Genomic DNA, 22,717 nt, shown 5'->3' with positions numbered 1-22,717 from the left:
CATCGATTTGTTACGCCGCTGTAACATAGGCGTGGTAGAGTGGGTGTCGTTGAAGAAAGGAGACATTTACCATATGAAAAAAAGCTTGATTGCGCTAACGGCAGCTCTGACTCTGGGTGCAGGGGTGGGAACCGCTTCGGCAGCGGAGCATACAGTTTCCAAAGGTGATACACTCTGGTCCATCTCTCAGGCCAATTCTGTCACAGTCGCACAGCTGAAACAGTGGAATTCCCTTTCCTCTGATCTGATCCGTCCCGGAGATGTACTTACAACATCTGGGGGCAGCAAGGCCGCACCAGCCCAAACCCAACAGAAAGCGTCTGCTGCAGTAAAATCGGCAGCAGCTCCCGCTTCCACATATACTGTTAAAAGCGGTGATACTCTTTACCGCATCGCAACCAACCATGGCATGAGCGTCAACACCCTCATGGGACTGAATGGTCTCAGCAGTTCGCTTATCCATCCGGGCCAAGCCCTGAAAGTATCCGGCAAGGCGGTCCAGGCGAGCGCATCCAATACGGCGTCCGCATCCAAGCCTGCTCCGTCAGCTGCCCGTGAACTATCCGTTCGCGCAACAGCTTACACGGCATACTGCAACGGCTGCTCCGGAGTTACGGCGACAGGCATTAACCTGAGAGCCAACCCTAACCAGAAAGTCATCGCCGTTGACCCTAAAGTCATTCCGCTCGGGACGAAAGTCTGGGTTGAAGGCTACGGCGAAGCTATCGCAGGAGACACCGGCGGCGCCATCAAAGGCAATCGCATCGATGTCTTTATCCCGAACAAGAGCCGCGCACTCCAGTGGGGATCCAAAACAGTCAAAGTGAAGGTCCTCAACTGATAAGGGAAATGAAAACAGCCATCCGCATCATCTGTTCATCAGATGTGCGGATGGCTGTTTGTTGTTTATGGGGATCCCGTCATCATAATCCAGTCTGTCCCCGTTTAAGTCCGGACAGTGCATAGGCAGCCACCCCAAGAAGAAGCGCACCGGTAAGCACAAAGGCGCCTTTTGCTTCCAGTCCCAACAATCCGATCACTCCGGATCCAGCGACCACACCGATCGAAAAGAAAGCATAAAAGTATCCATAGGCTTTCCCACGGTATTCCGCATCCGTCGAGTCGATCAGAAGTGAGTTGACGGATGGGAACAAGAAGGCAAATCCCACACCGTACAATGACATCGCCGCAAAGAGTAACGGCAGCTGGTCCGCAACAGACAGAAATAGCATACTGGCCCCCATAAGGGCGATTCCAAATGCCAGTGTGGCTTCCGGTCTCACTTTATCGAACAGGCGATTGGTCGGCAGGATGAAGATCAGGATGGCGACAACGCCGAAAACGCTGAGAAGCAAACCGCTCGTCTTTGTATCATATCCGAGTGCTTCCACACGGAGTGGAAGGACGAGGGCGAGCACGCCCTGGGAAAACATCAGGAAAAAGGCGCCGGCAAACGCCCGGATAATTCCGGGATGCCGGAACAGCTCGCGGACCGGGAAGTGGCCTGAAGATTGGCCCGAAACCTTCCGGCCATTTTTTTGCAGGGGGGTTCCGCGAAGGACGAACAGCGCAAGAACGGCAAGCGTCAGGAGAAAAGCGCCGTTCATCATCATGATGAACGGGGCACCTGTCCGGGAAGCAATAATGCCGCTCAGTGCCGGGCCGGCAATTGCAGCAAGTCCGACAAAAGCACCTGACAGGGCGGAATTCTTGCCGCGCTTGGTTCCTTCCGAACGGTTGGCGATGAAAGTGAACGCCGCAGGCACGATCAGCCCTTCCATGAAACCGTGGACTGTACGGACCGCCAGAAGGGCGTTCGGCGTATCCGCGGGCATGTAGAGGAACAGCGCAGCCGAAGATAACAGCAACCCAGCAATCAGAATCGGGAACGGTCCGAGCCGGTCCGTTGCAAAACCCGAGAACACGTTGCCGATTGTATTGGCGAATGAATAAATGCCTACGACGAGACCGGTCACAAAGGGGGTCGCGCCGAGCAGAACGGCATGCGGACTCATCACTGGAAGCTGGCTGAACAGATCAAAAAAAGAAAAGAAGATGATGAAATAGATAAAGACGCGCATATTCTGGCCTCTTTCCCTTACATAGTAGATTCACTTTATCACGGGTGCCTGAAGCCGTCATCCGTTAATGGGTTCGTGTTTTACCATTCAGGGGATAGGAGATAGTAGTAATGTTTGCGTATCAAATGACGACATAAAAGGAGTTGTTCAGATGGATAAAATCAAACTGGCGGTCATTCACTACAGCTCGACGGGAACGAACCACAAATTGGCTCACTGGGCCGGAGAAGCAGCAGAAGAAGCAGGCGCTGAAGTCAAGGTTCTAAAAGTGGCGGAAACTGCTCCGGAAGCGGCAATCGCCTCCAATCCGGCATGGAAACAGCATCACGACTCCGTCAAGGGCGAGCCGGAAGCAAAGCCGGAAGACCTGGAATGGGCGGACGCCGTCATCTTCAGTGCACCGACCCGCTTCGGCAGCAAGTCTGTCCAAATGCAGCAGTTCTTTGATCTTACAGGCGGACTGTGGGCGCAGGGCAAGCTTGTCAACAAGGTGTGCAGTGCCATGACTTCCGCGCAGAATCCTCATGGTGGGCAGGAAGCGACCATCCTTTCCCTTTACACGTCGCTTTTCCACTGGGGTGCCATCATCGCCGCGCCGGGCTATACGGACCAGTCGATTTTTGCGGCTGGAGGAAACCCGTATGGAACCAGTGTCTCGGTCGACCAGGACGGGAATATGATTGAAGGCGAAGAAAAAATCAAAGCAGCTGTCGGGCATCAGGCCCGGCGGACGGTTGAAGTCGCCAAATGGGTCAAGCAAGGGTCCGGCAGCTGAATCTGAACAATGTGTGAACCGCCTCCGTTTTGGGGGCGGTTTATTTATGCGGAGGAAGGAGGCAGCAACAGCGGCAACGTATAATAGAAGTAAAAGATAGTGGAGGGTGATCCGATGAATACTGTCGTCCGCAAATCCGCAAACCCTGTATGGCTGGTTCTCCTGCTGCTTGTGCTTGGCTCCAATCTGATGCTTTATCGAACGGAGTTCGGCGACTATGTACTTTCGGATGCATCAGAGGGGGTTGTGCTCGGTTCCCTGTTCGACTTGGCAATCGTGGCACCGCTCCTGTTCCTGGCTTGGAGAAGAGCGATTACGCTGAAGAGTTTTTTGTTCGGCTCGGCGACGGGCCTGATCGTTGCGCGGTTCCTGATTCCAGCCGAGTGGCTGGGCGGCTACGCACCGATCACCTATGTCGGATTTGCCGCAGAAGGCGCGCTTCTCCTGCTTGAGCTGGTGCTTGTCGTATCTCTGTTTGTCTACCTGCCAAAAATCCTACGGACGACCAGGGAGGGCACAAAGCCGCTTCTTTTCGCTTTCCCAGAAGCTGTCGATCTCCATATCCGGAGCCATCCGATCGTTCACGCATTCTGTTCCGAGATGCTGATGTTCTATTATGCATTCGTATCGTGGAAAAAGAAGCCTTTGCTCACTGAGGATGCATTCACCCTCCACCGCAAAACGAGTCATATGGCCATGCAGCTTATGCTTATTCATGCCATCATCATCGAAACCATCGGCATCCACTGGTGGCTCCATGAAAAATCACTTATACTGTCAATCATCCTTCTTATCCTGAACGTGTATTCGGTCATCTATTTCATCGCTGACATGCAGGCAGTCAGGCTGAATCCGGCAGTATTCGGCCGGGATCGTCTTTACCTCTCGCTTGGGATGGCCAACCGGATGGAAATCCGCTATTCGGACATAGCCGAAATGGTGACAGGAGGGGAAGAATTGTCCGCGAAACTCTCCAAAGACACCGCCGGATTCATTGCACGGGATTTTGAAGAGGCCTGTCCGGATGTCCTCATCAAGCTGAAACGTCCCGTTTCCGCGACTCTATTCATGGGAATCCGGAAGCCTTATCGGACGGTCGCAATCAGAGTGGATGAAAAGGATGCATTCATCAGGCGACTGAAAACAGAACTTGATGCCAACTGAGAGAATCATTCTTTCCCGAAATGTTTTGAAAACGCCTGCTCTATCCACTATAATTTGAATGACACATGTTTAGGAGGTCGAAGTAATGGTCCAGCTTGACGAACAGCTACAGATGTTAAAAGACCTGACAGATGCAAAAGGGATACCGGGCAACGAACGCGAACCACGCGAAGTGATGAAGCGCTATATCGAACCGTTGGCCGATTCGATCGGTTACGATGGCCTCGGTTCACTGATTGCAGAAAAGAAAGGTGCAGAGGAAGGCCCTCGTGTACTGGTGGCCGGTCACCTCGATGAAGTCGGCTTCATGATCTCTAAAATCGACGACAAAGGTTTTCTCAGATTCCAGACAGTCGGCGGGTGGTGGTCGCAGGTCATGCTTGCACAGCGTGTGACCATCGTAACGCGCGACGGACGTGAACTTACCGGAGTCATCGGATCCAAGCCGCCTCATATCCTTTCTGCTGATGCTCGCAAGAAACCGGTGGATATCAAGGATATGTTTATCGACATCGGTGCTTCCTCAAAAGAAGAGGCGATGGAGTGGGGCGTACTACCCGGGGACATGGCCGTACCATATTTCGAGTTCACAGTAATGAACAACCCGGATTATCTATTGGCCAAAGCCTGGGATAATCGGATCGGCTGCGCAATCGCGATCGACGTTCTCCGCGAACTGAAAGACGGGCAGCACCCGAATACTGTCTTTTCTGCAGGAGCCGTACAGGAAGAAATCGGTCTTCGCGGTGCACGGACAGTCGCTGCCAAGGTCAAACCGGACATCGGATTCGCAGTGGATGTCGGCATCGCAGGAGACACGCCAGGCGTCTCTTCCAAAGAGGCTTCCGGCAAGATGGGCGACGGCCCGCAGATCGTCCTGTTTGACGCATCGATGGTCTCTCATAAAGGACTTCGCGACCTTGTCGTGGAAACCGCGGAAGAGCACGGGATCCCGTATCAGTTCGAGATGATTCCGGGCGGGGGCACCGATGCTGGTTCCATCCATTTGGCAAACGAAGGCGTTCCGTCCCTTGCCATCTGCATCCCGACCCGCTACATCCACAGCCATGCGGCAATGTTGCACAAGAAGGACTATGAGAATGCCGTCCGCCTTATCGTGGAAGTCATTAAGAAACTGGACCGCGAAACGGTCGACCGCCTGACATTCGAATAAGATCCTGCCCTCTAGCTTCCATGCATCCTCTGACAGGACGGCATGGAAGCTTTTTTGCGTTTTGCAACTGGAATAATAAAAGTGGTTATAAAGAACCGCTTGATTTAATATTTATACAAATGTATAATAATTCAACAAGATGAATAAATGGAAGGGTGATTCGAATGTTCATGACGGGGATGCAGGAGATGGTTTTGGTTGAAAGCTTGAAGGGGAAGGATCTGCTGGCGCTTGACCAGCTTTCGGGCGATGAAGTGAAAGGCCTTGTAGAACTGGGCGTTGTCTTAAAGAAACTTGGTACAGAGGGACGTTATCCGAAGCTGCTCGCCGGGAAGATCCTCGGCATGATCTTCGAAAAACATTCGACACGCACCAGGATTTCTTTTGAATCCGGCATGATCCAACTTGGAGGGCATGCCATGTATATGAATTCCCGTGATCTGCAAATCGGACGCGGAGAATCGGTCTATGACACGGCCCATGTTCTGTCCGGCTATCTGGATGCCATTATGATCCGCGCCAACAAACATACGATGGTGCAGGAACTTGCAGAGGAAGCGAGCATTCCGGTCATCAACGGCCTGACCGACATCTACCATCCTTGTCAGGCGCTTGCTGATCTTCTGACAGTGCGTGAAGTGAAGGGTGAGTTGAAAGGCAGAAAAATCGCTTATGTCGGAGACGGGAACAATGTGGCCCACTCGCTCATTATCGCTGCCGCGCATACAGGAATGGAAATCGCGGTTGCGACTCCCGAAGGCTATGAGCCATCGCCGGACGTATTGGAAACAGCAGTTGCCATCGCGGGCAAGACCGGAGGCCAGGTAAGCTGGACATCCGATCCGGTCAAAGCGGTCAGCGGGGCGGATGCCGTCTATACCGATACCTGGACCAGCATGGGGCAGGAGGAGGAAGCGGCAGCAAGGCTCGAGGCATTCAATGGCTTCATGGTCGATGACGCGCTCGTCAAACATGCAAAGGACGACTTCATGTTCCTGCACTGCCTGCCCGCCCACCGCGGGGAAGAAGTGTCTGCGTCTGTCATCGACGGCCCGAACTCCTACATCTTCCAGCAGGCTGAAAACCGCCTCCACGCACAAAAAGCGGTACTTGCATCGATTCTGTAAGCAGATATGTAAAAGGGATGTCCGAAAAGTCGGATTCAGAACTTAATATAGCAAACGGCACGGACGCCGGGAGACACCTGCGGGAAAAGCCGGGCTGTCGAGACCCGCTTTACGTGGGGCTCGTTGCAGGCCCGCGGTAAGCGACCAGAGTCCGTGCCGTTTGCTGTTTTTATTGTATTAATACTTATTGGACAGCCCCCAGACTGTAGACAAAGCGAGTTGATTACTCCTTCGTCTGCAGTTTTTTATACTCCAATACCTCTGTACTTCCGCTGCGGGCCTTGTCGGTCAACGCTCGGCTTTTGAGCACAGACGCCGTTCTCCGTGACGGCGTCAATTAGTCCTCGAGCGTTGCCTCAGCCGATGCCAACACGCAGATTGGCATCTGCGTGCATAAGCTCAGCGTTGCGCGGCAGTCAATGGAGACTGGCGTTTGTGTACATGGCATAGCGGAAGATTCCTGCGAGCAAAGCAGCGGAGCGGAGCATTGCGCAATATCCTTGGGGTCTTTGATTAACGCGTTTCCTACGGGACAGAGAAACCTCCTCGAATCTGCCTCGCATGAAGGAAATGCGTAGCATTTTCGAGGAGTCTCGGGCCATCCGCTTCAATTTGTTATCATTCTTGGTTTTGACGAAGTTGTACTGAAAAACTGCCCAACTCGAAGCTTAATAAGGTTATTGAACTAGTTGTTGATTGTAGTGAAGGGCGGCGACTCCTGCGGAAAAGGAAGCGTGGAGAGACCCTGGAAGGGGCTCGATACCTTCCCCGCGGAAAGCGTCCGCCCGAAACGGAAATTAAAAACATCTCTAATTTGCTAAGAATTATAAAAGAAAACAAGCTGGTTCCAGAAATATGACTTCCGGAACCAGCTTGTCTGCTGATAGCTCCGCCGGAACCAGCGGCTTACTGTACCTTTTTGCCGAATGCATTTTCCAGGTCGGCCAGGACGTTCTGCTTTTCGGCGGCGTCGGCCTGCTGCCAGAATTTCTCGAAGATCACGCCGAGTCCCGGAAGCAGATGCTCCTCGCCGCGAGAGATGGCGTCATCAATGACGCCGCGGATGTCATCCGCGGTATTCCCCTGCATATTGGCCGTAATGGCATCGCGGATCTGAAAATTCATATTCATCACCCTCCTGCGGAAAGGTTTTCCGTTTTGCTCGCCGGCTATACATCTGTTTTGCTACACTTAAGTCAAATAACGGATGACGGAAGGTGTCACAGATTGAAGCGTATTGAATCCACACAGAACTCGCTTGTGAAACATTGGAAAAAGTTGGTCAACACAAGGAAAGAGCGTGATAAAACCGGTGAATTCCTCGTGGAAGGGGAACACCTGGCTGAAGAAGCACTTAAAAAAGAAGGCGCCGTACTTGCGCTGATTGTCAGGGAAGGCGTTGACGTCCCGGACTATTGGGAGACCGATGAGATCCAGATGATTGAAATCACCTCCCAAGTCGAGCGGGAAATCACGGATACTGAGCATCCCCAGGGGATCTATGCACAGTGCCGCATTCCGGAAGTGACCGCGGACGAGCAGGAAAGTTGGAAAACCCTACTTCTCGTCGATGCTGTACAAGATCCGGGCAATATCGGCACGATGATCCGCACAGCCGATGCAGCCGGCATCGATGCCGTGGTACTGGGGAAAGGCAGCGCCGATCCGTATGCACCCAAGACCGTCCGTTCCGCTCAAGGATCGCACTTTCATCTGCCTGTGGTCAGGGGCGAGCTCCAGGACATCGTGCTTCAACTGAAAAGCAGGGGTATCCAGGTTTTTGGAACTGCCCTTGAAGGCGCGGTCGCCTATGATGAACCCGGGAAAAGTGAAAGTTTTGCATTGATTGTCGGGAATGAAGGAAGCGGAGTCAATCCGGAACTGCTTGCGGAAACAGATAGGAAACTGATGATTCCTCTCCGGGGTCTGGCGGAGTCATTGAATGTGGCGGTCGCGACGGGAATTCTGCTCTATGCGCTGCGTGCCTGAACCTGCTTGACCCCCGGCAGAATGTTCCGATATACTGAATGGGTAAATGACCAAAGACATTAAGCGGGAAGAGTAGGCACCCTATCGGATGACAGGGAGCCGGCGCCAGAGACTGGAAGCGCCGGTGATCAGAAGGCGCCGAAGTTCACCCCGCAAGTTGCCGCCGGGACCAGCATCAGCTGTAAAGGCGAGCCGGCACACAGCCGTTATCCTGTCCGAGTGACCGCACCCGTGTGCGGTAATCAGGGTGGTACCGCGAGTTCAGCCTCGTCCCTTTGTTGGGGCGGGGCTTTTTGTATGCCCGCAACCGGAGAGCAGGCGGCAGTCTGGTTAACGAAAGGAGAATATGAATGGAGCAGCAGCTGCAACAGTTAAAGAATGAAGCGCTAGAGGCTATCGCTTCAGCGTCAGACGTGAAATCGCTGAACGATGTCCGGGTCAAATACCTGGGTAAAAAGGGGCCGATCACGGACCTGCTAAAAGGGATGGGCAAGCTCCCGGCCGAAGACCGGCCGAAAATGGGTGCGCTCGTCAACGAGGTTCGCGGTGAGGTGACTGCCGAGCTTGAAAGCCGGATGGCGGCACTCGAGGAAGAGGCGGTGACGAGGAAGCTGGAGGCGGAATCGATCGACGTAACACTTCCGGGCACGCCGGTGAAAACGGGAACTCATCATCCGCTTACTCGCATCATCGAGGAGATTGAAGACTTCTTCATTTCGATGGGCTATGAAGTCGCGGAAGGACCGGAAGTCGAGAAGGACTATTATAACTTCGAAGCGCTGAACCTGCCGAAAGGCCATCCTGCACGCGACATGCAGGATTCGTTCTACATCACCGAGGATGTACTCCTCAGGACCCACACGTCGCCTGTGCAGGCGCGCACGATGGAAGCGAAGGAAGGAAAGTCGTTTAAGATCATCTGCCCGGGCAAGGTGTACCGCCGCGACAATGACGACGCGACCCACTCGCATCAGTTCACGCAGATCGAGGGGCTTGTCGTCGGAGAAAACATCCGCATGAGCGACCTGAAAGGGACGCTTGATCGCTTCGCTAAGAAGATGTTCGGAGAAGACCGGGAAATCCGGCTCCGCCCAAGTTATTTCCCGTTCACGGAGCCATCCGTAGAAATGGATATCTCCTGCTTCAAATGCGGAGGATCCGGATGCAACGTCTGCAAAAAGACGGGCTGGATCGAGATTCTCGGAGCCGGCATGGTTCACCCGAACGTGCTCCGTATGGGCGGATATGACCCTGAAGTGCATTCCGGATTTGCCTTCGGCATGGGGCCGGAACGCATCGCGATGCTGAAATACGGAATCGAAGACATCCGCCACTTCTACACGGATGATCTCCGGTTCATCGGACAATTCCGCAGGGCGGAAGGCTGAGGAGGACGACTATACATGAAAGTATCACTGAACTGGTTAAGCGAATATGTCGATATTGAAGGCGTGGAGCCGGCAGAGCTGGCAGAAAAGATTACCCGGTCCGGCATCGAGGTGGATGCAGTCGACAACCGCTCGGAAGGGCTGAAGAACATCGTTGTCGGGCATGTGCTGGAATGCAATCAGCATCCGCAGGCGGACAAGCTGAATATCTGCGTGGTCGATGTAGGCGAGGAGGAACCTTCCCAGATCATCTGCGGAGCGCCAAACGTCGCTGCCGGGCAGAAGGTTATCGTTGCGCGCCCTGGGGCACGTTTGCCGGGTGGGATGAAGATCAAAAAAGCGAAGCTCCGCGGGGAGGAATCCCACGGGATGATCTGTTCCCTGCAAGAACTGGGCTTCGACGGAAAGGTCGTCCCAAAGGCCTATGCATCGGGCATCTACGTGTTGCCTGAAGAATCCCGGCCCGGACAGGATGCGCTCGGTCTGCTCGGACTGAATGATACGGTACTCGAGCTCGACCTGACTCCGAACCGGTCGGACGCGCTCAGCATGCTTGGCGTGGCTTATGAAACGGCCGCAATCTTGTCCAAAGAAGTCACACTGCCGGAAACTGCGCACGACGAAGCGGCAGTGCCGGCGTCAGATCTGCTTGGTCTCCGCATTGAATCACCGGAAGCGAATCCGCTTTACGCGGCCAAGGTGGTCCGTAATGTCACAGTGGGAGAATCGCCGGAATGGCTGAAAGCGCGTCTGATGGCTGCCGGTGTCCGTCCGCACAACAATATCGTCGACATCACGAATTACGTGCTGATGGAATACGGTCAGCCGCTTCACGCATTCGACTATGACCGTCTCGGCACGAAAGAGATTGCTGTCCGGCATGCAGCCAAAGGCGAAGTCATCGAAACCCTTGACGGCACTGAGAGGAGCCTGGAACCGCATCACCTGGTGATTACAAATGGCCGCGAACCGGTTGCCATCGCAGGAGTGATGGGCGGTGCGAACTCCGAAGTCCATGACGGCACGACGACCGTCGTAATTGAGGCGGCCTACTTTAGTCCGGCCTCAGTCAGGAAGACGTCCCGCGAGCTCGGCCTCCGCAGCGATGCCAGCACCCGCTTTGAGAAAGGCGTCGATCCGAACCGCGTCGTTGAAGCAGGTGAACGGGCAGCTGCCCTCATGGCGGAGCTCGCAGGCGGCGAAGTGCTTTCCGGAACCGTCCTGTTCGATGAACTGGACAAAGAACCCAAAAGGGTCGCTGTTTCTCCGGACTTCATCAACGAACGTCTCGGGATGAAGATCCCATTCGAAGAGATGGAAGAGATTTTAAAGCGGCTGAAGTTCCCGTACGAAGCGGTGAACGGACAGTTCATCATTGATGCTCCGACCCGGCGCGTTGATATTACCATCCCGGAGGACATCGTTGAAGAAATCGCCCGACTCTATGGATATGATGAGATTCCTGCGACCCTTCCGGTGACGGAATCCATTCCCGGCGGCCTCAGCCCGTACCAGGAAAAACGGCGCACAGTCCGCCGCTACCTGGAGGGCGCAGGTCTTTATCAGGCGATCACCTATTCACTCACTTCCGAATCGGAATCCCAGAAATTCGCGCTGGAAACTGCACCTGTGACCCGGCTGCTCATGCCGATGAGCGAAGACAGGAGCACTCTCCGACAAAGCCTGCTGCCGCATCTTTTGGCGGCGGTCACCTACAATACAGCGCGCCAGACAAGCTCGGTTGCGCTCTATGAGGTCGGATCCGTCTTCCTCGGAGAAGGTGAGGACGGGCTGCCGACGGAAGTCGAGCATGTCGCCGGGGCCATCACGGGCGACTGGTCCGGCGGAGGCTGGCAAGAAGGGCATAAGCAAGTGGACTTCTACTCGGTTAAGGGCGTCGTTGAAGAGCTTGCCGCAAAGCTAGGCCTTTCGGAGAATCTGTCCTTCCGCAAAGGGGAGATGGATGGACTCCATCCGGGCCGTACGGCTGACGTTCTCTTGAATGGCCAGCAGGTCGGCGTCATCGGCCAGCTGCACCCTTCCGAACAGAAGGCAAGGGATCTGAAGGAGACCATCGTCTTTGAGCTGAACCTGCAGCGCTTGCTGAATGAAGATACGGAACCGCTCCTGTATACACCGGTACCGAAGTTCCCTTCGATCAGCCGTGATATCGCACTTGTCGTGCCGAAGGCTGTCGAGGCCGCCACGCTTGAAAACACCATCCGCGCCAATGCGGGAAGCATGCTGAAAGAAGTCCGCATCTTTGACGTGTATGAAGGAGAGCGGATGGAAGAAGGCATGAAGTCGATCGCATTCTCGCTGACCTATCTGGATCCGGAACGCACGCTCACGGACGAAGAAGTCACAGAAGCGCACAACCGCATTGTGGCCGCACTCGAAGCAGAAGGCGCCCAAACCCGTAACTGATTGTTGATTAAGCCCCGCCGGCATTTCGGCGGGGCTTTTAATGGTTTTCTTGTTTTGCATTTCGTGTTTGCGTGCGAATCCAGGAAGTTCGCGTACGAAAAGTGAAACGCGTCCCGAGTTTGCGTATGAATTCGGGAAGTTCGCGTGCGAAAAGTGGAACGCGACCCCAGTTTGCGTATGAAACCGGGAAGTTCGCGTACGAAAGTGGAACGCCACCCGTGTTTGCGTATGAATTCGGGAAGTTCGCGTACGAAAGTGGAATGCCACCCGAGTTTGCGTATGAATTCGGGAAGTTCGCGTACGAAAAGTGAAACGCACCCGAGTTTGAGTACGAATCGCAGAAGTTCGTGTACGAAAGTGGAACGCTTCTCCAGTTTGCGTACGAACCGCAGAAGTTCGCGTACGAAAGTGGAGTGCCACTCGAGTTTGCGTACGAACCGCAGAAGTTCGCGTACGAAAGTGGAGTGCCACCCGAGTTTGCGTACGAATCCAAGAAGTTCGCGTACGAAATTGGAACGCCACCCGAATCCGCAGAAGTTCGCTTAAGAAAAGCCAAACCGTCCCGTACTTGCGCACGAATCCAAAAAAGCCGTCCGACATTAGCCGGACGGCATGGAAAACACATTCAGGATTTCCCGGATCGCTTGGCTGCAAGCGCAGCAGCTTTACGGGTGTTGGCGAAATGGCGTTTCGTGATTGAGGCCAGGAAGTCATCGCCTTTTCTCAAAATGATTTTGGCCGCGGCTTCATCGACCGGTTTGCCGGCGCCTTTCGGCAAAGTGACGCCGGCGAGGCTGCTCAGCCGGTCCATCTCTTCCAGGAAAGCCACCCGGGCAAGGATCGACGCACAGGCAACTGACACATGGAGGTTTTCAGCCTTTGTGGAAAACAGCACATTCTCCCGGATGATTTCCGGTTCGGAAGCGATATGCCGATAGTAGATGCCCCGTTCCGCAAACTGGTCGATCAGAATATGATCTGGCTTTGTCCCGTCCATCTTCCTGAGTACATGCTTGAGCGCCTGGTTATGGAGCAGAGCTTTGATCTTCCCCTGTGACCACCCTTTTGCCTGGACAGTATTATATTTCTCGGTGGGGAGGACAAGCACGCTGTTCAGGAATGCCTCTTTGATATCCGGTCCGATTTTCAGCATATAGGCATCTGTCAGCATCTTTGAATCTTTAACACCCAGCTCTTCGGCAAGCGGGATTTTTTCATCCGGCACAAAGCATGCTGCGACAGTAACTGGACCGAAAAAGTCGCCGGTGCCGGTTTCGTCCGACCCGAGAACCGACATGCGGGCCAGTCCTTCAGGGAGTGTTTCCCCTTTTGGCCGGGAAGCCGGTTTGCCGGGGCTTCCGGAAGATCCTCCCCAACGGGAGGCTTCCGCTTCCGCACCTCCGCCCTGGAACAATACCTTGCCTGACTTATAGGCGGTGATGGATACACTTCCGGACTTGGCCGCAAACACCACGCCTGGTGCATTCCGTTCAATCTTGGAGCCTGCATAATGGGCCATGAGTGCCCGGATCCGGTCCGGGCCCAGCTGGATTACAGCATTCGACATGATTCTCATCCTTCCGCCGTTTGGTACCTACACACGGCAAGCCTTTTCATGGTAATATGGTGTATGGGATTTTTCAAGGAGGTGGCGGGAGTGGCTGAACCGGAAAAAAACCGTGTGTCCGTCGATATCTATGGACAGACATACCAGATGGTAGGAAAAGAGTCTGTCGGACATATGCGGCTCGTCGCTTCACTCGTGGATGATATGATGCGCGAGATCTCATCGAAGAACCGTTCTTTGGATACACCGAAAATCGCGGTGCTGACCGCACTAAATATGGTCAATGACTCGATCAAGCTCAAAGAGCGGATCGAAGAACTTGAAAACGAATTGAACCAACTGAAGGGCTGACACGTGCATGCTTGATTTAATCATACTGATCGTTCTTCTGGGCGGCCTCGTGGCGGGATACAAGCGGGGCCTGATTGTCCAGCTTCTACATATGACCGGCATCATCATCGCGCTGATTGTCGCGTGGAAGTACTATAAGCCGCTTGCCGAAAAGTTCGTGCTCTGGATCCCGTATCCTGCTGTAGAGGCGGGGAACTCGCTCCGGATCGCATTCGGAAGCATTGATTTCGACCAGACATTCTACCGCCTGCTCGCTTTTGTATTCATCTTCCTGGCAGTGAAGCTGGTGCTGCATCTGATTGCGTCCGCTTTTGATTTCCTGAAATACCTGCCGGTGCTCGGAACGGTCAATTCCTTCGCGGGTGCGGCACTCGGGTTCCTGGAATTTTATCTGATCCTTTTTTTCATCCTTTATATCGTGGCAATGGTGCCGATCGCGGCTATCCAGAACATGATCGATTCATCGCTTCTATCCGGAGCGATGCTGAAACATACACCCGTGATATCCGAAATGGTGAAAAACTGGTGGTACATTTATACAAAATGAGAGCTTCCCTTCCGATGAGGGAAGCTTTTTATCCGAAAGGGGAATGATGGCGGTGAATAAGAAAATCATCATCAAAACGCTTGAAGAAATTGCGCTCCACATGGAACTGCTGGGCGAAAACCCGTTCAAGGTAGGAGCATTCCGTAAAGCTGCCGGTGTACTTGAGCAGGATCCGCGCAGCCTTGCCGAAATGGATGATATCCTGTCTCTGAAAGGGATCGGAAAAGGCACCGGCGCGGTGATCACCGACCTGCTGGAAAAAGGGGAATCGGAGCTTCTGGGAGAGCTCCGCGAACAGGTTCCGGACGGCCTGATCCCGCTCCTGAAAATCCCCGGCCTCGGCGGAAAGAAAATTGCCAAGCTGCGCGGTGAGCTCGGCATCGACTCCGCTGAATCGCTCAGGGCGGCATGCGAGGCAGGGGAGGTCAGCAAACTCTCCGGCTTCGGAAAGAAGACGGAAGAAAAAATCCTGGCTGAGCTCGAGACATTCGGGCAGCGACCGGACAAGCTGCCGCACTGGCAGCTGGAACCCGTCGTCCGGATGATCGAAACCGTGCTGGACTCAATCCCCGAAGCGGAACGTTATATGGTGACAGGCAGCTACCGCCGGACAGCCGAAATGAGCAGTGACCTAGACTTTATCATCGTCACAAAAAAACCGGATCAGGTCAATGCAGCGCTGGCAGGAGCGCTTCCTGTCATTGGCACCGATGCTTCCGGAGAAGCTAAACTGTCAGTCACCGTCAACGCAGATGAGCCGGTGGATGTGGATTTTCGCTTTGTTTCGGAAGAACAGTTTGCGAGTGCCATCCATCACTTTACCGGATCGAAGGACCATAATGTCCGGATGCGCCAGATCGCAAAAGAACGCGGCGAAAAGATCAGCGAGTATGGTGTGGAGCAAGAAGACGGCAGTGTCCTGACATTTGATTCGGAGGAAAACTTCTTTGCACATTTCGGCCTGCCGTTTATCCCGCCGACCGTCCGCAAAGACGGGACGGAACTGGAACGCACAGATGAACTGAAAACCCTGATCCGGCCGGAAGACATCCGCTCGGACCTTCATATGCATACAGTTTGGTCGGACGGAGCGGAGTCGGTCCGTGAGATGGCGGAAGCTTGCCGCGAACTCGGCTACAGCCATATCGTCATCACCGACCATTCCAGGTATCTGCGTGTGGCAAACGGATTGACCCCTGAACGCCTTCGTGATCAGATCCGTGAAGTTCGCGCAGTGGATGCGGAATTGGACGGCATCACCGTGCTTTGCGGAACAGAGATGGACATTCTTCCGGATGCAACACTGGACTTTGACGATGAACTGCTTTCTGAACTGGATTTCGTAATCGCTTCGATCCACTCGAATTTCAGCCAGCCGCAGGAAAAGATCATGGAGCGCCTCCACGCGGCAATTTCAAACCCGCATGTGGATATGATCGCTCATCCGACAGGCCGCATCATCGGACGCCGTGACGGTTACTCGCCCGATGTGGCACAATTGATCGAATGGGCGGCAGAGTATGGCAAGATCCTCGAGCTGAATGCCAATCCGTACCGGCTGGACCTCGCCGAAGAATGGCTTGTGCTCGCCGCAGAAAAGGGCGTGCCGATCGCTGTCAATACCGATGCCCACAGTGTCGGACAGCTGTCCTATATGGATACCGGAGTGCGCTACGCACAACGTGCATGGCTGGACCGCGATATGATCGTCAATACATGGACACTCGACCGCTTCCTGTCACACCTCGGCAGGAAGCAATGAATCAATAGACAGACTTGATCTGAAAGGAAGTGGGGCACATGGAGGCCCGGGTCCTGAAAACACTTGAATTTGATAAAATCCGCTCCGAAGTGACCGGTCATTGCACATCGGCACTCGGACGGGCGCGGATCGGTGAGTTGGTCCCTTCGGACGACATCGAAAATGTCCGCTCGCTCCTCGCAGAGACGGACGAAGCGCTGGCCATTTACCGCATCCGCGGAAACGTCCCGATGGGCGGCCTGTTCGACATCCGGATGTACGCCAAGCGCGCACAGGCCGGCGGTACGCTTGGGGCCGGTGAACTGATGGAGACGGCAAGCACGATTCGTGCCGGCCGTATTCTCCGCCAGTTCCTTGAAGCGATCTCTGAAGAAGGTGAGATTGAAATTCCGCTATTCCTTGCGAAAAAGGAAGAGATGCCCGTCCTGACCGCACTGGAACATGAAATCAATGCCTGCATCGATGAGAACGGCAAGGTCCTGGATAGTGCATCATCTGCTCTGCGTTCCATCCGACAGCAGCTCCGGACGCAGGAAGGCCGGGTTCGCGAAAAACTGGAGCAGTATACCCGGAATAATTCGAAGATGCTGTCCGACTCGATCGTCACCATCCGGAACGACCGGTACGTCATCCCCGTAAAGCAGGAGTACCGGACGCATTTTGGCGGGATTGTCCATGACCAGTCCTCCTCAGGACAGACATTGTTCATCGAGCCGGATGCCGTCGTTCAGGCAAACAACGAAATCCGCCAGCTGAAGGCAAGGGAAAAGGAAGAGATCGAACGCATCCTCCGAGAGCTGAGCGGACATGTTCAGGAACATGCCCATGAGCTGTTTGTCCTGGTACGTATTTTGGGTGATATGGACGCTGTGCTGGCCAAGGCGAAATATGGAATGGCACATAAAGCGACGGTCCCGAAAGTCAACGATGAAGGCTACATCCGACTTGTCAAAGGCCGTCATCCGTTTTTGACGAGGGAGGAAGCCGTCCCGAACACGATCGAATTCGGCAGGGAGACGACGGCCATCGTCATCACCGGTCCGAACACGGGCGGCAAGACCGTCACACTGAAGACAGTCGGCCTTTGTACCCTTATGACCCAGGCGGGCATCCCGATTCCTGCGCTGGACGGATCGGAGATGGCCGTTTTCAAGGATGTTTTTGCAGATATCGGTGACGAGCAATCCATCGAACAGAGCCTCAGTACGTTTTCTTCACATATGGTCAACATTGTAGACATCCTTCATAAGTTCGATTCCGAATCCCTTGTCCTGTTTGATGAGCTCGGTTCCGGAACGGATCCCCAGGAGGGGGCGGCGCTTGCCATCTCCATCCTGGATGAAGTCCACGGGCGGGGGGCCAGGGTCATGGCGACCACCCATTATCCCGAGCTGAAGGCCTACGGATACAACCGTCCGGGCGTCGTCAATGCAAGCGTTGAATTTGACGTTGAGACACTGAGCCCGACTTACCGGCTCCTGATCGGGGTTCCCGGCCGGAGCAACGCGTTCGAAATCTCCAGCCGTCTGGGGCTGCCGGATCGGATCATCCGTCACGCTGAGACGTTTACCGGTGAAAACCGGAACGAGGTGGAGACGATGATCACTTCTCTGGAAGCCAGCCGTGTGCAGGCGGAAAAAGATGCAGAAGAAACAGCCCGTGTGCTCGAGGAATCCGAAACACTCAAACAACAGCTTGAGGTCAGGCTTTCCGAATATGAATCAAAAAAGGAAACTCTTGAGCAGAAGGCCAGGGAAAAAGCGAAGAAGATTGTTGATGATGCGCGCAGGGAAGCGGAAACGGTCATTTCAGAGCTCCGTGCACTCAGGCTGAATGCCGGCGCATCCGTCAAAGAACATGAGCTTATCGATGCGAAAAAACGGCTTGAAGGTGCTGTCCCTGAAGAGGAAATCGCAAAGAAGCCGAAACAGAAGGCGAAGCCCGCAAAAAGGGAATTCCGTACCGGCGACGAAGTCAAAGTGCTCAGCTACGGGCAGAAGGGTTCGCTTGTCGAGAAGATGTCTGACGGCGAATGGATGGTCCAGCTTGGCATCCTGAAGATGAAAATCGATGAGGCCGACCTGGAGTACATCAAGCCGGAAAAAGAAAAGGACACCGTCAGTGTCAATGCAGTCCGCGGCCGGTCGGGTTCCGGTGTGAAGCTTGAACTTGACCTCCGCGGCGAGCGTTACGAGGATGCCATCGGCAGGGCGGAGAAATACATCGATGATGCGCTGCTCGCCAACTATCCGCGTGTATCGATCATTCACGGAAAGGGCACTGGCGCACTCCGCGAGGGAATCCAGAAGTTCCTCCGCCGCCATCCGAGAGTCAAGAGCTTCCGATTCGGTGAAGCGGGCGAAGGCGGGTACGGTGTCACCGTGGTCGAGCTGAAATAACCCATATAGGAAAAAGACCGGGGTAAACTTTATTTCCCCCAGAGATGAAACTTCACCGTCTGTTTTCCGTATAGGTATTTAAACAGCAAAGGAGCAAACGGAATGCTGCTATCAAGCTTCTGGTCACACCCGCTAGTGGAGACCACCGGTTATTTCAGCGTCACGGTCCTCTGCCTGGTCTTATCAATGGTAATATTTGAAGTCGTGACGAAATATAAGAATTGGGAAGAGATCAAAAACGGAAATGTGGCGGTCGCGCTTGCGACAGGCGGTAAAATTTTTGGAGTGGCGAACATCTTCCGCCATTCCATCCAGCAGCACTCTTCGCTGCCTGAGATGCTCGCGTGGGGAGGATTCGGCTTTTTCCTCCTCATCATGGCCTACTGGCTTTTTGAGTTCCTGACCCCCCGGTTCAATGTGGACGAAGAAATCGGAAACGGCAACCGGGCAGTGGGACTCATCTCCCTTATCATCTCGGTCGGGCTGAGCTATGTCATCGCTGCAAGCATCACCTGATTTCCGGATCCGTCCCGAAAGGCGGTACAATGGTATGGACATGATCAAACTGGCGAAGTTATTGCTGGTTTTATGCGCCGGCTTCCTCATCGTCGGCATCTGGTGGCTATTTTTCTGAAACGGGTTTGGTACAAAACCGCGTGGAAAAAGCACGGCAGGCCATCTGTTCACAAAGGCGCAGGAAGAACCTGCGTCTTTTTTCATTGATTGTTGAAAGCGCATTCATCATAAGGTAAGATAGTAATAGGAATTTTCTAACGATTCTAAGGAAGGGGTCTGATCATGACGGAAAAACCATGGCTCAAGAACTATCCCGAAGGAATTCCGCCGACACTCGATTACCCTGATGAACCGCTTCAGGACGGCCTGACCCGTTCGGCATCCAAGTATCCCGAAAAAACGGCCATCCATTTTCTCGGCAGGCAAGTAAGCTACGAGGAGCTGTACGAATCCGCCCTGAAGTTCGGGAATTACCTGAAGGGACTAGGAATCGGCAAGGGTGACCGTGTCGCGATCATGCTTCCGAACTGTCCGCAGAATGTCATTGCGTTCTATGGCATCCTGTATGCAGGCGGCGTCGTGGTCCAGACAAACCCGCTTTATACAGAAAAAGAGCTCGCGTACCAGATGAATGATTCCGGCGCCAAAGTGATCCTCACTCTGGATATCCTGTTCCCGAGGGTTTCCAAGGTCATCGGCGAGACGGTTCTGGATAATGTCATCGTCACGGGGATCAAAGATTATCTCCCGTTCCCGAAAAACGTCCTTTACCCGTTTGTGCAGAAGCGGGAATACGGCATGACGGTTAAAGTCGAGCATCGGGGCCGCAATCACCTTTTCACTGAAATCATGAAAAAGACACAGCCTGAGCCGATCGGACTTCAGGACATTGATCAGGACGATCTTGCGCTTCTTCAGTACACTGGCGGCACGACCGGTTCACCAAAAGGCGTCATGCTTACCCACAGGAATCTCATTGCGAACACGGCGATGTGCGAAGCCTGGATGTACAAATGCGAACCGGGCGAAGAAGTGGTACTCGGAATCCTGCCGTTCTTCCACGTGTATGGAATGACGACAGTGCTGGTGCTGTCAGTTAGCCAGGGGAACAAAATGGTGCTCGTGCCGAAGTTCGATCCCGAGACTGTCCTGAAACTGATCGACAAGCAGTCGCCGACCCTGTTCCCGGGAGCTCCGACCATTTATATCGGCCTGCTGAACCATCCGGATATCGGAAATTATGACCTATCTTCTATCAAAGCATGCCTGAGCGGTTCCGCTCCGCTTCCGGTGGACATCCAGACCCATTTTGAAAAAATCACGAAAGGCAAGCTGGTTGAAGGGTACGGACTTTCCGAATCCTCCCCTGTGACACACTCCAACCTGATCTGGGACGGAGAAAGGAAAAAAGGCTCGATCGGCCTTCCTTGGCCGGACACGGAAGCGGCGGTGTTCAAGGCAGGGACGACGGAACCTGCGGAGCAGGGGGAAGTGGGGGAAATTGCAGTCCGTGGCCCGCAGGTGATGAAGGGTTACTGGAACCGTCCGGAAGAAACAGCAGCAACCCTGAAAGACGGCTGGCTGCTTACCGGAGATCTCGGCTATATGGACGAAGACGGATACTTCTACGTGGTTGACCGCAAAAAAGACATGATCATCGCAAGCGGATATAATGTCTATCCGAGGGAAGTCGAAGAAGTCCTTTATGAGCATCCGGACGTTGCCGAATGCGTCGTCGCAGGGGTCCCGGATCCGTACCGCGGGGAAACGGTCAAGGCGTATATCGTGAAAAAGGAAGGCGCAGGACTGACGGAAGAAGAACTGAACGAGCATTGCCGGAAGAGCCTCGCCGCTTATAAAGTTCCGAAACTCTACGAGTTCCGTGACGAGCTTCCGAAAACGGCAGTCGGGAAAATCCTTCGCCGCTCCCTGATCGATGAAGAGAAAAAGAAGCTGGAAGAAGAAAAGGTAATCTCCTGAACACGGCTTGACATCCAATCGAACAGAGAATAATATAGAAATATGAATGAATCGCCATTCATATTTCTTTTTTATTTGGTGGTGAACCCTTTGAATCGGAATAAGCCGAAATATGGACAGATAGTGGATGCAGCCGTAATCGCGATTGCGGAGAACGGGTACCACCAGGCTCAGGTATCCAAAATCGCCAAGCAGGCGGGAGTGGCCGACGGGACCATCTATTTGTATTTCAAGAACAAAGAAGACATTCTCGTCTCGGTTTTCCGTGAAAAGATGGCGATCTTCATGGATAACCTCAGACCCGTACTCGAAGAAGGGCAGATGTCATCGGAAGATAAGCTATTCCGTATGATTGATAACCATTTTCGCGTGCTTTATTCTGACCGGCATCTCGCGATCGTCACACAGCTGGAACTCAGACAGTCCAACAAGGACTTGAGGTTAAAGATCAACGGCGTCCTGAAAGACTATCTGGCCATGCTCGACCGCATCCTGCAGGAAGGGATCGATCGGGGGGAGTTTGAAAAAGGAATGGATATCCGGCTCGCCAGGCAGATGGTATTCGGCACCATCGATGAAATTTCCACCACATGGGTGATGAATGATCAGAAATATGATTTAATTAAACTTGCGCCGGATGTACATAGGCTGCTCATGAAAGGCATGAAAGCCAAGTAAGGGGGATGAGTGGACAGTGGAATTCTTGAAAGTGACAAAGGAAGACGGAATCGCGCTGGCTGCCATAAACAGGCCGCCTGCGAATGCGCTTTCAAAAGGATTGGTCAAGGAAGTGGGCGAACTGCTTGATCTCGTCGAGCATGATGATGATGTCCGGGTGGTCGTGCTGCACGGAGAAGGCCGTTTCTTCTCGGCGGGTGCAGACATTAAGGAATTCACTGAAGTTCCGGATGCGGCCGGCTTCACCAAGCTTGCAGGAAACGGCCAGGAAGTGTTCGAACGACTTGAAAACTTCCCGAAGCCGGTCATAGCCGCAATCCACGGAGCGGCGCTTGGCGGAGGGCTCGAACTGGCTATGGCTTGCCATATGCGGTTCGTCACTCCGGGTGCAAAACTCGGTCTGCCTGAACTTCAGCTCGGACTGATTCCGGGGTTTGCCGGCACACAGCGGCTGCCGCGCTACGTCGGCCCGGCAAAAGCCGCGGAAATGATGCTGACCTCGGATCCGATCTCGGGCGAGGAAGCTGTCTCGGCAGGGTTGGCCAACCGGGCTTTCGGCGAGGAAGAGCTGCTCGAGGGTACACTCGATATCGCAAGGAAAATTGCGGAAAAGAGCCCGGTATCCGTCCGCGCTGCACTCCGCATGCTGCAGTTTGGCAAGCATGCCGGCTTCCATGACGGAGTAAAGGCGGAGGCGGAGTCGTTCGGCGAAGTCTTTGCATCCGAGGATGCGAAGGAAGGTATCAGCGCATTCCTCGAGAAGCGGAAACCTGTATTCCAAGGAAAGTAATC

At 53.9% G+C, this 22,717-nt stretch carries 19 protein-coding genes and 1 other annotated feature; of the genes, 16 read left to right on the top strand and 3 right to left on the bottom strand.

Annotation, left to right across the window (positions count from 1 at the left end):
- Positions 1-73: 73 nt before the first annotated feature.
- Positions 74-841 carry a LysM peptidoglycan-binding and 3D domain-containing protein gene (locus BMX91_RS07215; protein WP_092051555.1) on the top strand — a complete coding sequence of 256 codons (768 nt, stop codon included), beginning with the start codon at positions 74-76 and terminating at the stop codon, positions 839-841.
- Between the two features lie 82 nt (positions 842-923).
- On the opposite strand, the gene BMX91_RS07210 is transcribed toward BMX91_RS07215, so the two are convergent.
- Positions 924-2,081, bottom strand: coding sequence for an MFS transporter (locus BMX91_RS07210; RefSeq protein WP_092051552.1), 1,158 nt, complete (start codon positions 2,079-2,081; stop codon positions 924-926).
- A 151-nt stretch (positions 2,082-2,232) separates the two neighbouring features.
- Between BMX91_RS07210 and wrbA the strand changes: the two genes are divergently transcribed.
- The 4 genes from wrbA (at position 2,233) to argF (ending at position 6,321) form a co-directional block, all read left to right on the top strand.
- Positions 2,233-2,856, top strand: a complete 624-nt coding sequence (gene wrbA, locus BMX91_RS07205) for an NAD(P)H:quinone oxidoreductase (RefSeq protein ID WP_092051550.1) — start codon at positions 2,233-2,235, stop codon at positions 2,854-2,856.
- Positions 2,857-2,970: 114 nt separating this feature from the next.
- On the top strand, positions 2,971-4,020 hold the full coding sequence (locus BMX91_RS07200) for a beta-carotene 15,15'-monooxygenase (RefSeq protein WP_092051547.1): 1,050 nt from the start codon (positions 2,971-2,973) through the stop codon (positions 4,018-4,020).
- An 85-nt stretch (positions 4,021-4,105) separates the two neighbouring features.
- Entirely contained in the window at positions 4,106-5,194 is a 1,089-nt protein-coding gene (locus BMX91_RS07195) for a M42 family metallopeptidase (RefSeq protein WP_092051544.1), read from the top strand.
- A 164-nt stretch (positions 5,195-5,358) separates the two neighbouring features.
- Positions 5,359-6,321: an ornithine carbamoyltransferase gene (gene argF / locus BMX91_RS07190; protein ID WP_245744316.1), complete on the top strand. Its 963-nt coding sequence runs from the start codon at positions 5,359-5,361 to the stop codon at positions 6,319-6,321.
- Between the two features lie 906 nt (positions 6,322-7,227).
- Here argF and sspI read toward each other — a convergent pair.
- The gene (gene sspI, locus BMX91_RS07185) at positions 7,228-7,446 is read right to left on the bottom strand and encodes a small acid-soluble spore protein SspI (protein WP_092051542.1); all 219 of its coding nucleotides are present in this window, start codon (positions 7,444-7,446) and stop codon (positions 7,228-7,230) included.
- 102 nt (positions 7,447-7,548) lie between these two features.
- On the opposite strand from sspI, the gene BMX91_RS07180 reads away from it, so the two are divergent.
- The 3 genes from BMX91_RS07180 (at position 7,549) to pheT (ending at position 12,125) form a co-directional block, all read left to right on the top strand.
- The gene (locus BMX91_RS07180; RefSeq protein WP_092051539.1) at positions 7,549-8,310 is read left to right on the top strand and encodes a TrmH family RNA methyltransferase; all 762 of its coding nucleotides are present in this window, start codon (positions 7,549-7,551) and stop codon (positions 8,308-8,310) included.
- A 50-nt stretch (positions 8,311-8,360) separates the two neighbouring features.
- Positions 8,361-8,588: a binding site (T-box leader), on the top strand.
- Positions 8,589-8,660: 72 nt separating this feature from the next.
- Positions 8,661-9,698, top strand: a complete 1,038-nt coding sequence (pheS, locus tag BMX91_RS07175) for a phenylalanine--tRNA ligase subunit alpha (protein ID WP_092051537.1) — start codon at positions 8,661-8,663, stop codon at positions 9,696-9,698.
- 15 nt (positions 9,699-9,713) lie between these two features.
- On the top strand, positions 9,714-12,125 hold the full coding sequence (gene pheT / locus BMX91_RS07170; protein ID WP_092051534.1) for a phenylalanine--tRNA ligase subunit beta: 2,412 nt from the start codon (positions 9,714-9,716) through the stop codon (positions 12,123-12,125).
- A gap of 625 nt (positions 12,126-12,750) precedes the next feature.
- On the opposite strand, the gene rnhC is transcribed toward pheT, so the two are convergent.
- Positions 12,751-13,692: a ribonuclease HIII gene (gene rnhC / locus BMX91_RS07160; RefSeq protein WP_092051528.1), complete on the bottom strand. Its 942-nt coding sequence runs from the start codon at positions 13,690-13,692 to the stop codon at positions 12,751-12,753.
- A 90-nt stretch (positions 13,693-13,782) separates the two neighbouring features.
- Between rnhC and zapA the strand changes: the two genes are divergently transcribed.
- The 8 genes from zapA (at position 13,783) to BMX91_RS07120 (ending at position 22,715) form a co-directional block, all read left to right on the top strand.
- The gene (gene zapA, locus BMX91_RS07155) at positions 13,783-14,043 is read left to right on the top strand and encodes a cell division protein ZapA (protein ID WP_092051525.1); all 261 of its coding nucleotides are present in this window, start codon (positions 13,783-13,785) and stop codon (positions 14,041-14,043) included.
- A 7-nt stretch (positions 14,044-14,050) separates the two neighbouring features.
- Positions 14,051-14,590, top strand: coding sequence for a CvpA family protein (locus BMX91_RS07150; protein WP_092051522.1), 540 nt, complete (start codon positions 14,051-14,053; stop codon positions 14,588-14,590).
- Between the two features lie 46 nt (positions 14,591-14,636).
- A complete protein-coding gene (gene polX / locus BMX91_RS07145; protein ID WP_092051519.1) occupies positions 14,637-16,352 on the top strand; it encodes a DNA polymerase/3'-5' exonuclease PolX in 1,716 nt (571 codons plus the stop codon).
- A 38-nt stretch (positions 16,353-16,390) separates the two neighbouring features.
- Positions 16,391-18,751 carry an endonuclease MutS2 gene (locus BMX91_RS07140; RefSeq protein WP_092051516.1) on the top strand — a complete coding sequence of 787 codons (2,361 nt, stop codon included), beginning with the start codon at positions 16,391-16,393 and terminating at the stop codon, positions 18,749-18,751.
- A 102-nt stretch (positions 18,752-18,853) separates the two neighbouring features.
- Entirely contained in the window at positions 18,854-19,267 is a 414-nt protein-coding gene (locus BMX91_RS07135) for a DUF350 domain-containing protein (protein WP_092051513.1), read from the top strand.
- A 282-nt stretch (positions 19,268-19,549) separates the two neighbouring features.
- Positions 19,550-21,247: a long-chain-fatty-acid--CoA ligase gene (locus BMX91_RS07130; RefSeq protein ID WP_092051510.1), complete on the top strand. Its 1,698-nt coding sequence runs from the start codon at positions 19,550-19,552 to the stop codon at positions 21,245-21,247.
- 90 nt (positions 21,248-21,337) lie between these two features.
- The gene (locus BMX91_RS07125) at positions 21,338-21,925 is read left to right on the top strand and encodes a TetR/AcrR family transcriptional regulator (protein WP_092051507.1); all 588 of its coding nucleotides are present in this window, start codon (positions 21,338-21,340) and stop codon (positions 21,923-21,925) included.
- Positions 21,926-21,941: 16 nt separating this feature from the next.
- Positions 21,942-22,715 carry an enoyl-CoA hydratase gene (locus tag BMX91_RS07120; RefSeq protein WP_092051504.1) on the top strand — a complete coding sequence of 258 codons (774 nt, stop codon included), beginning with the start codon at positions 21,942-21,944 and terminating at the stop codon, positions 22,713-22,715.
- Positions 22,716-22,717: the final 2 nt, after the last annotated feature.

It is taken from the genome of Bhargavaea ginsengi, from assembly GCF_900109165.1.
GTDB lineage: Bacteria > Bacillota > Bacilli > Bacillales_A > Planococcaceae > Bhargavaea > Bhargavaea ginsengi.
Note: the sequence above shows the minus strand (reverse complement) of the source record. Positions and strands in the feature narration are given on the sequence as shown.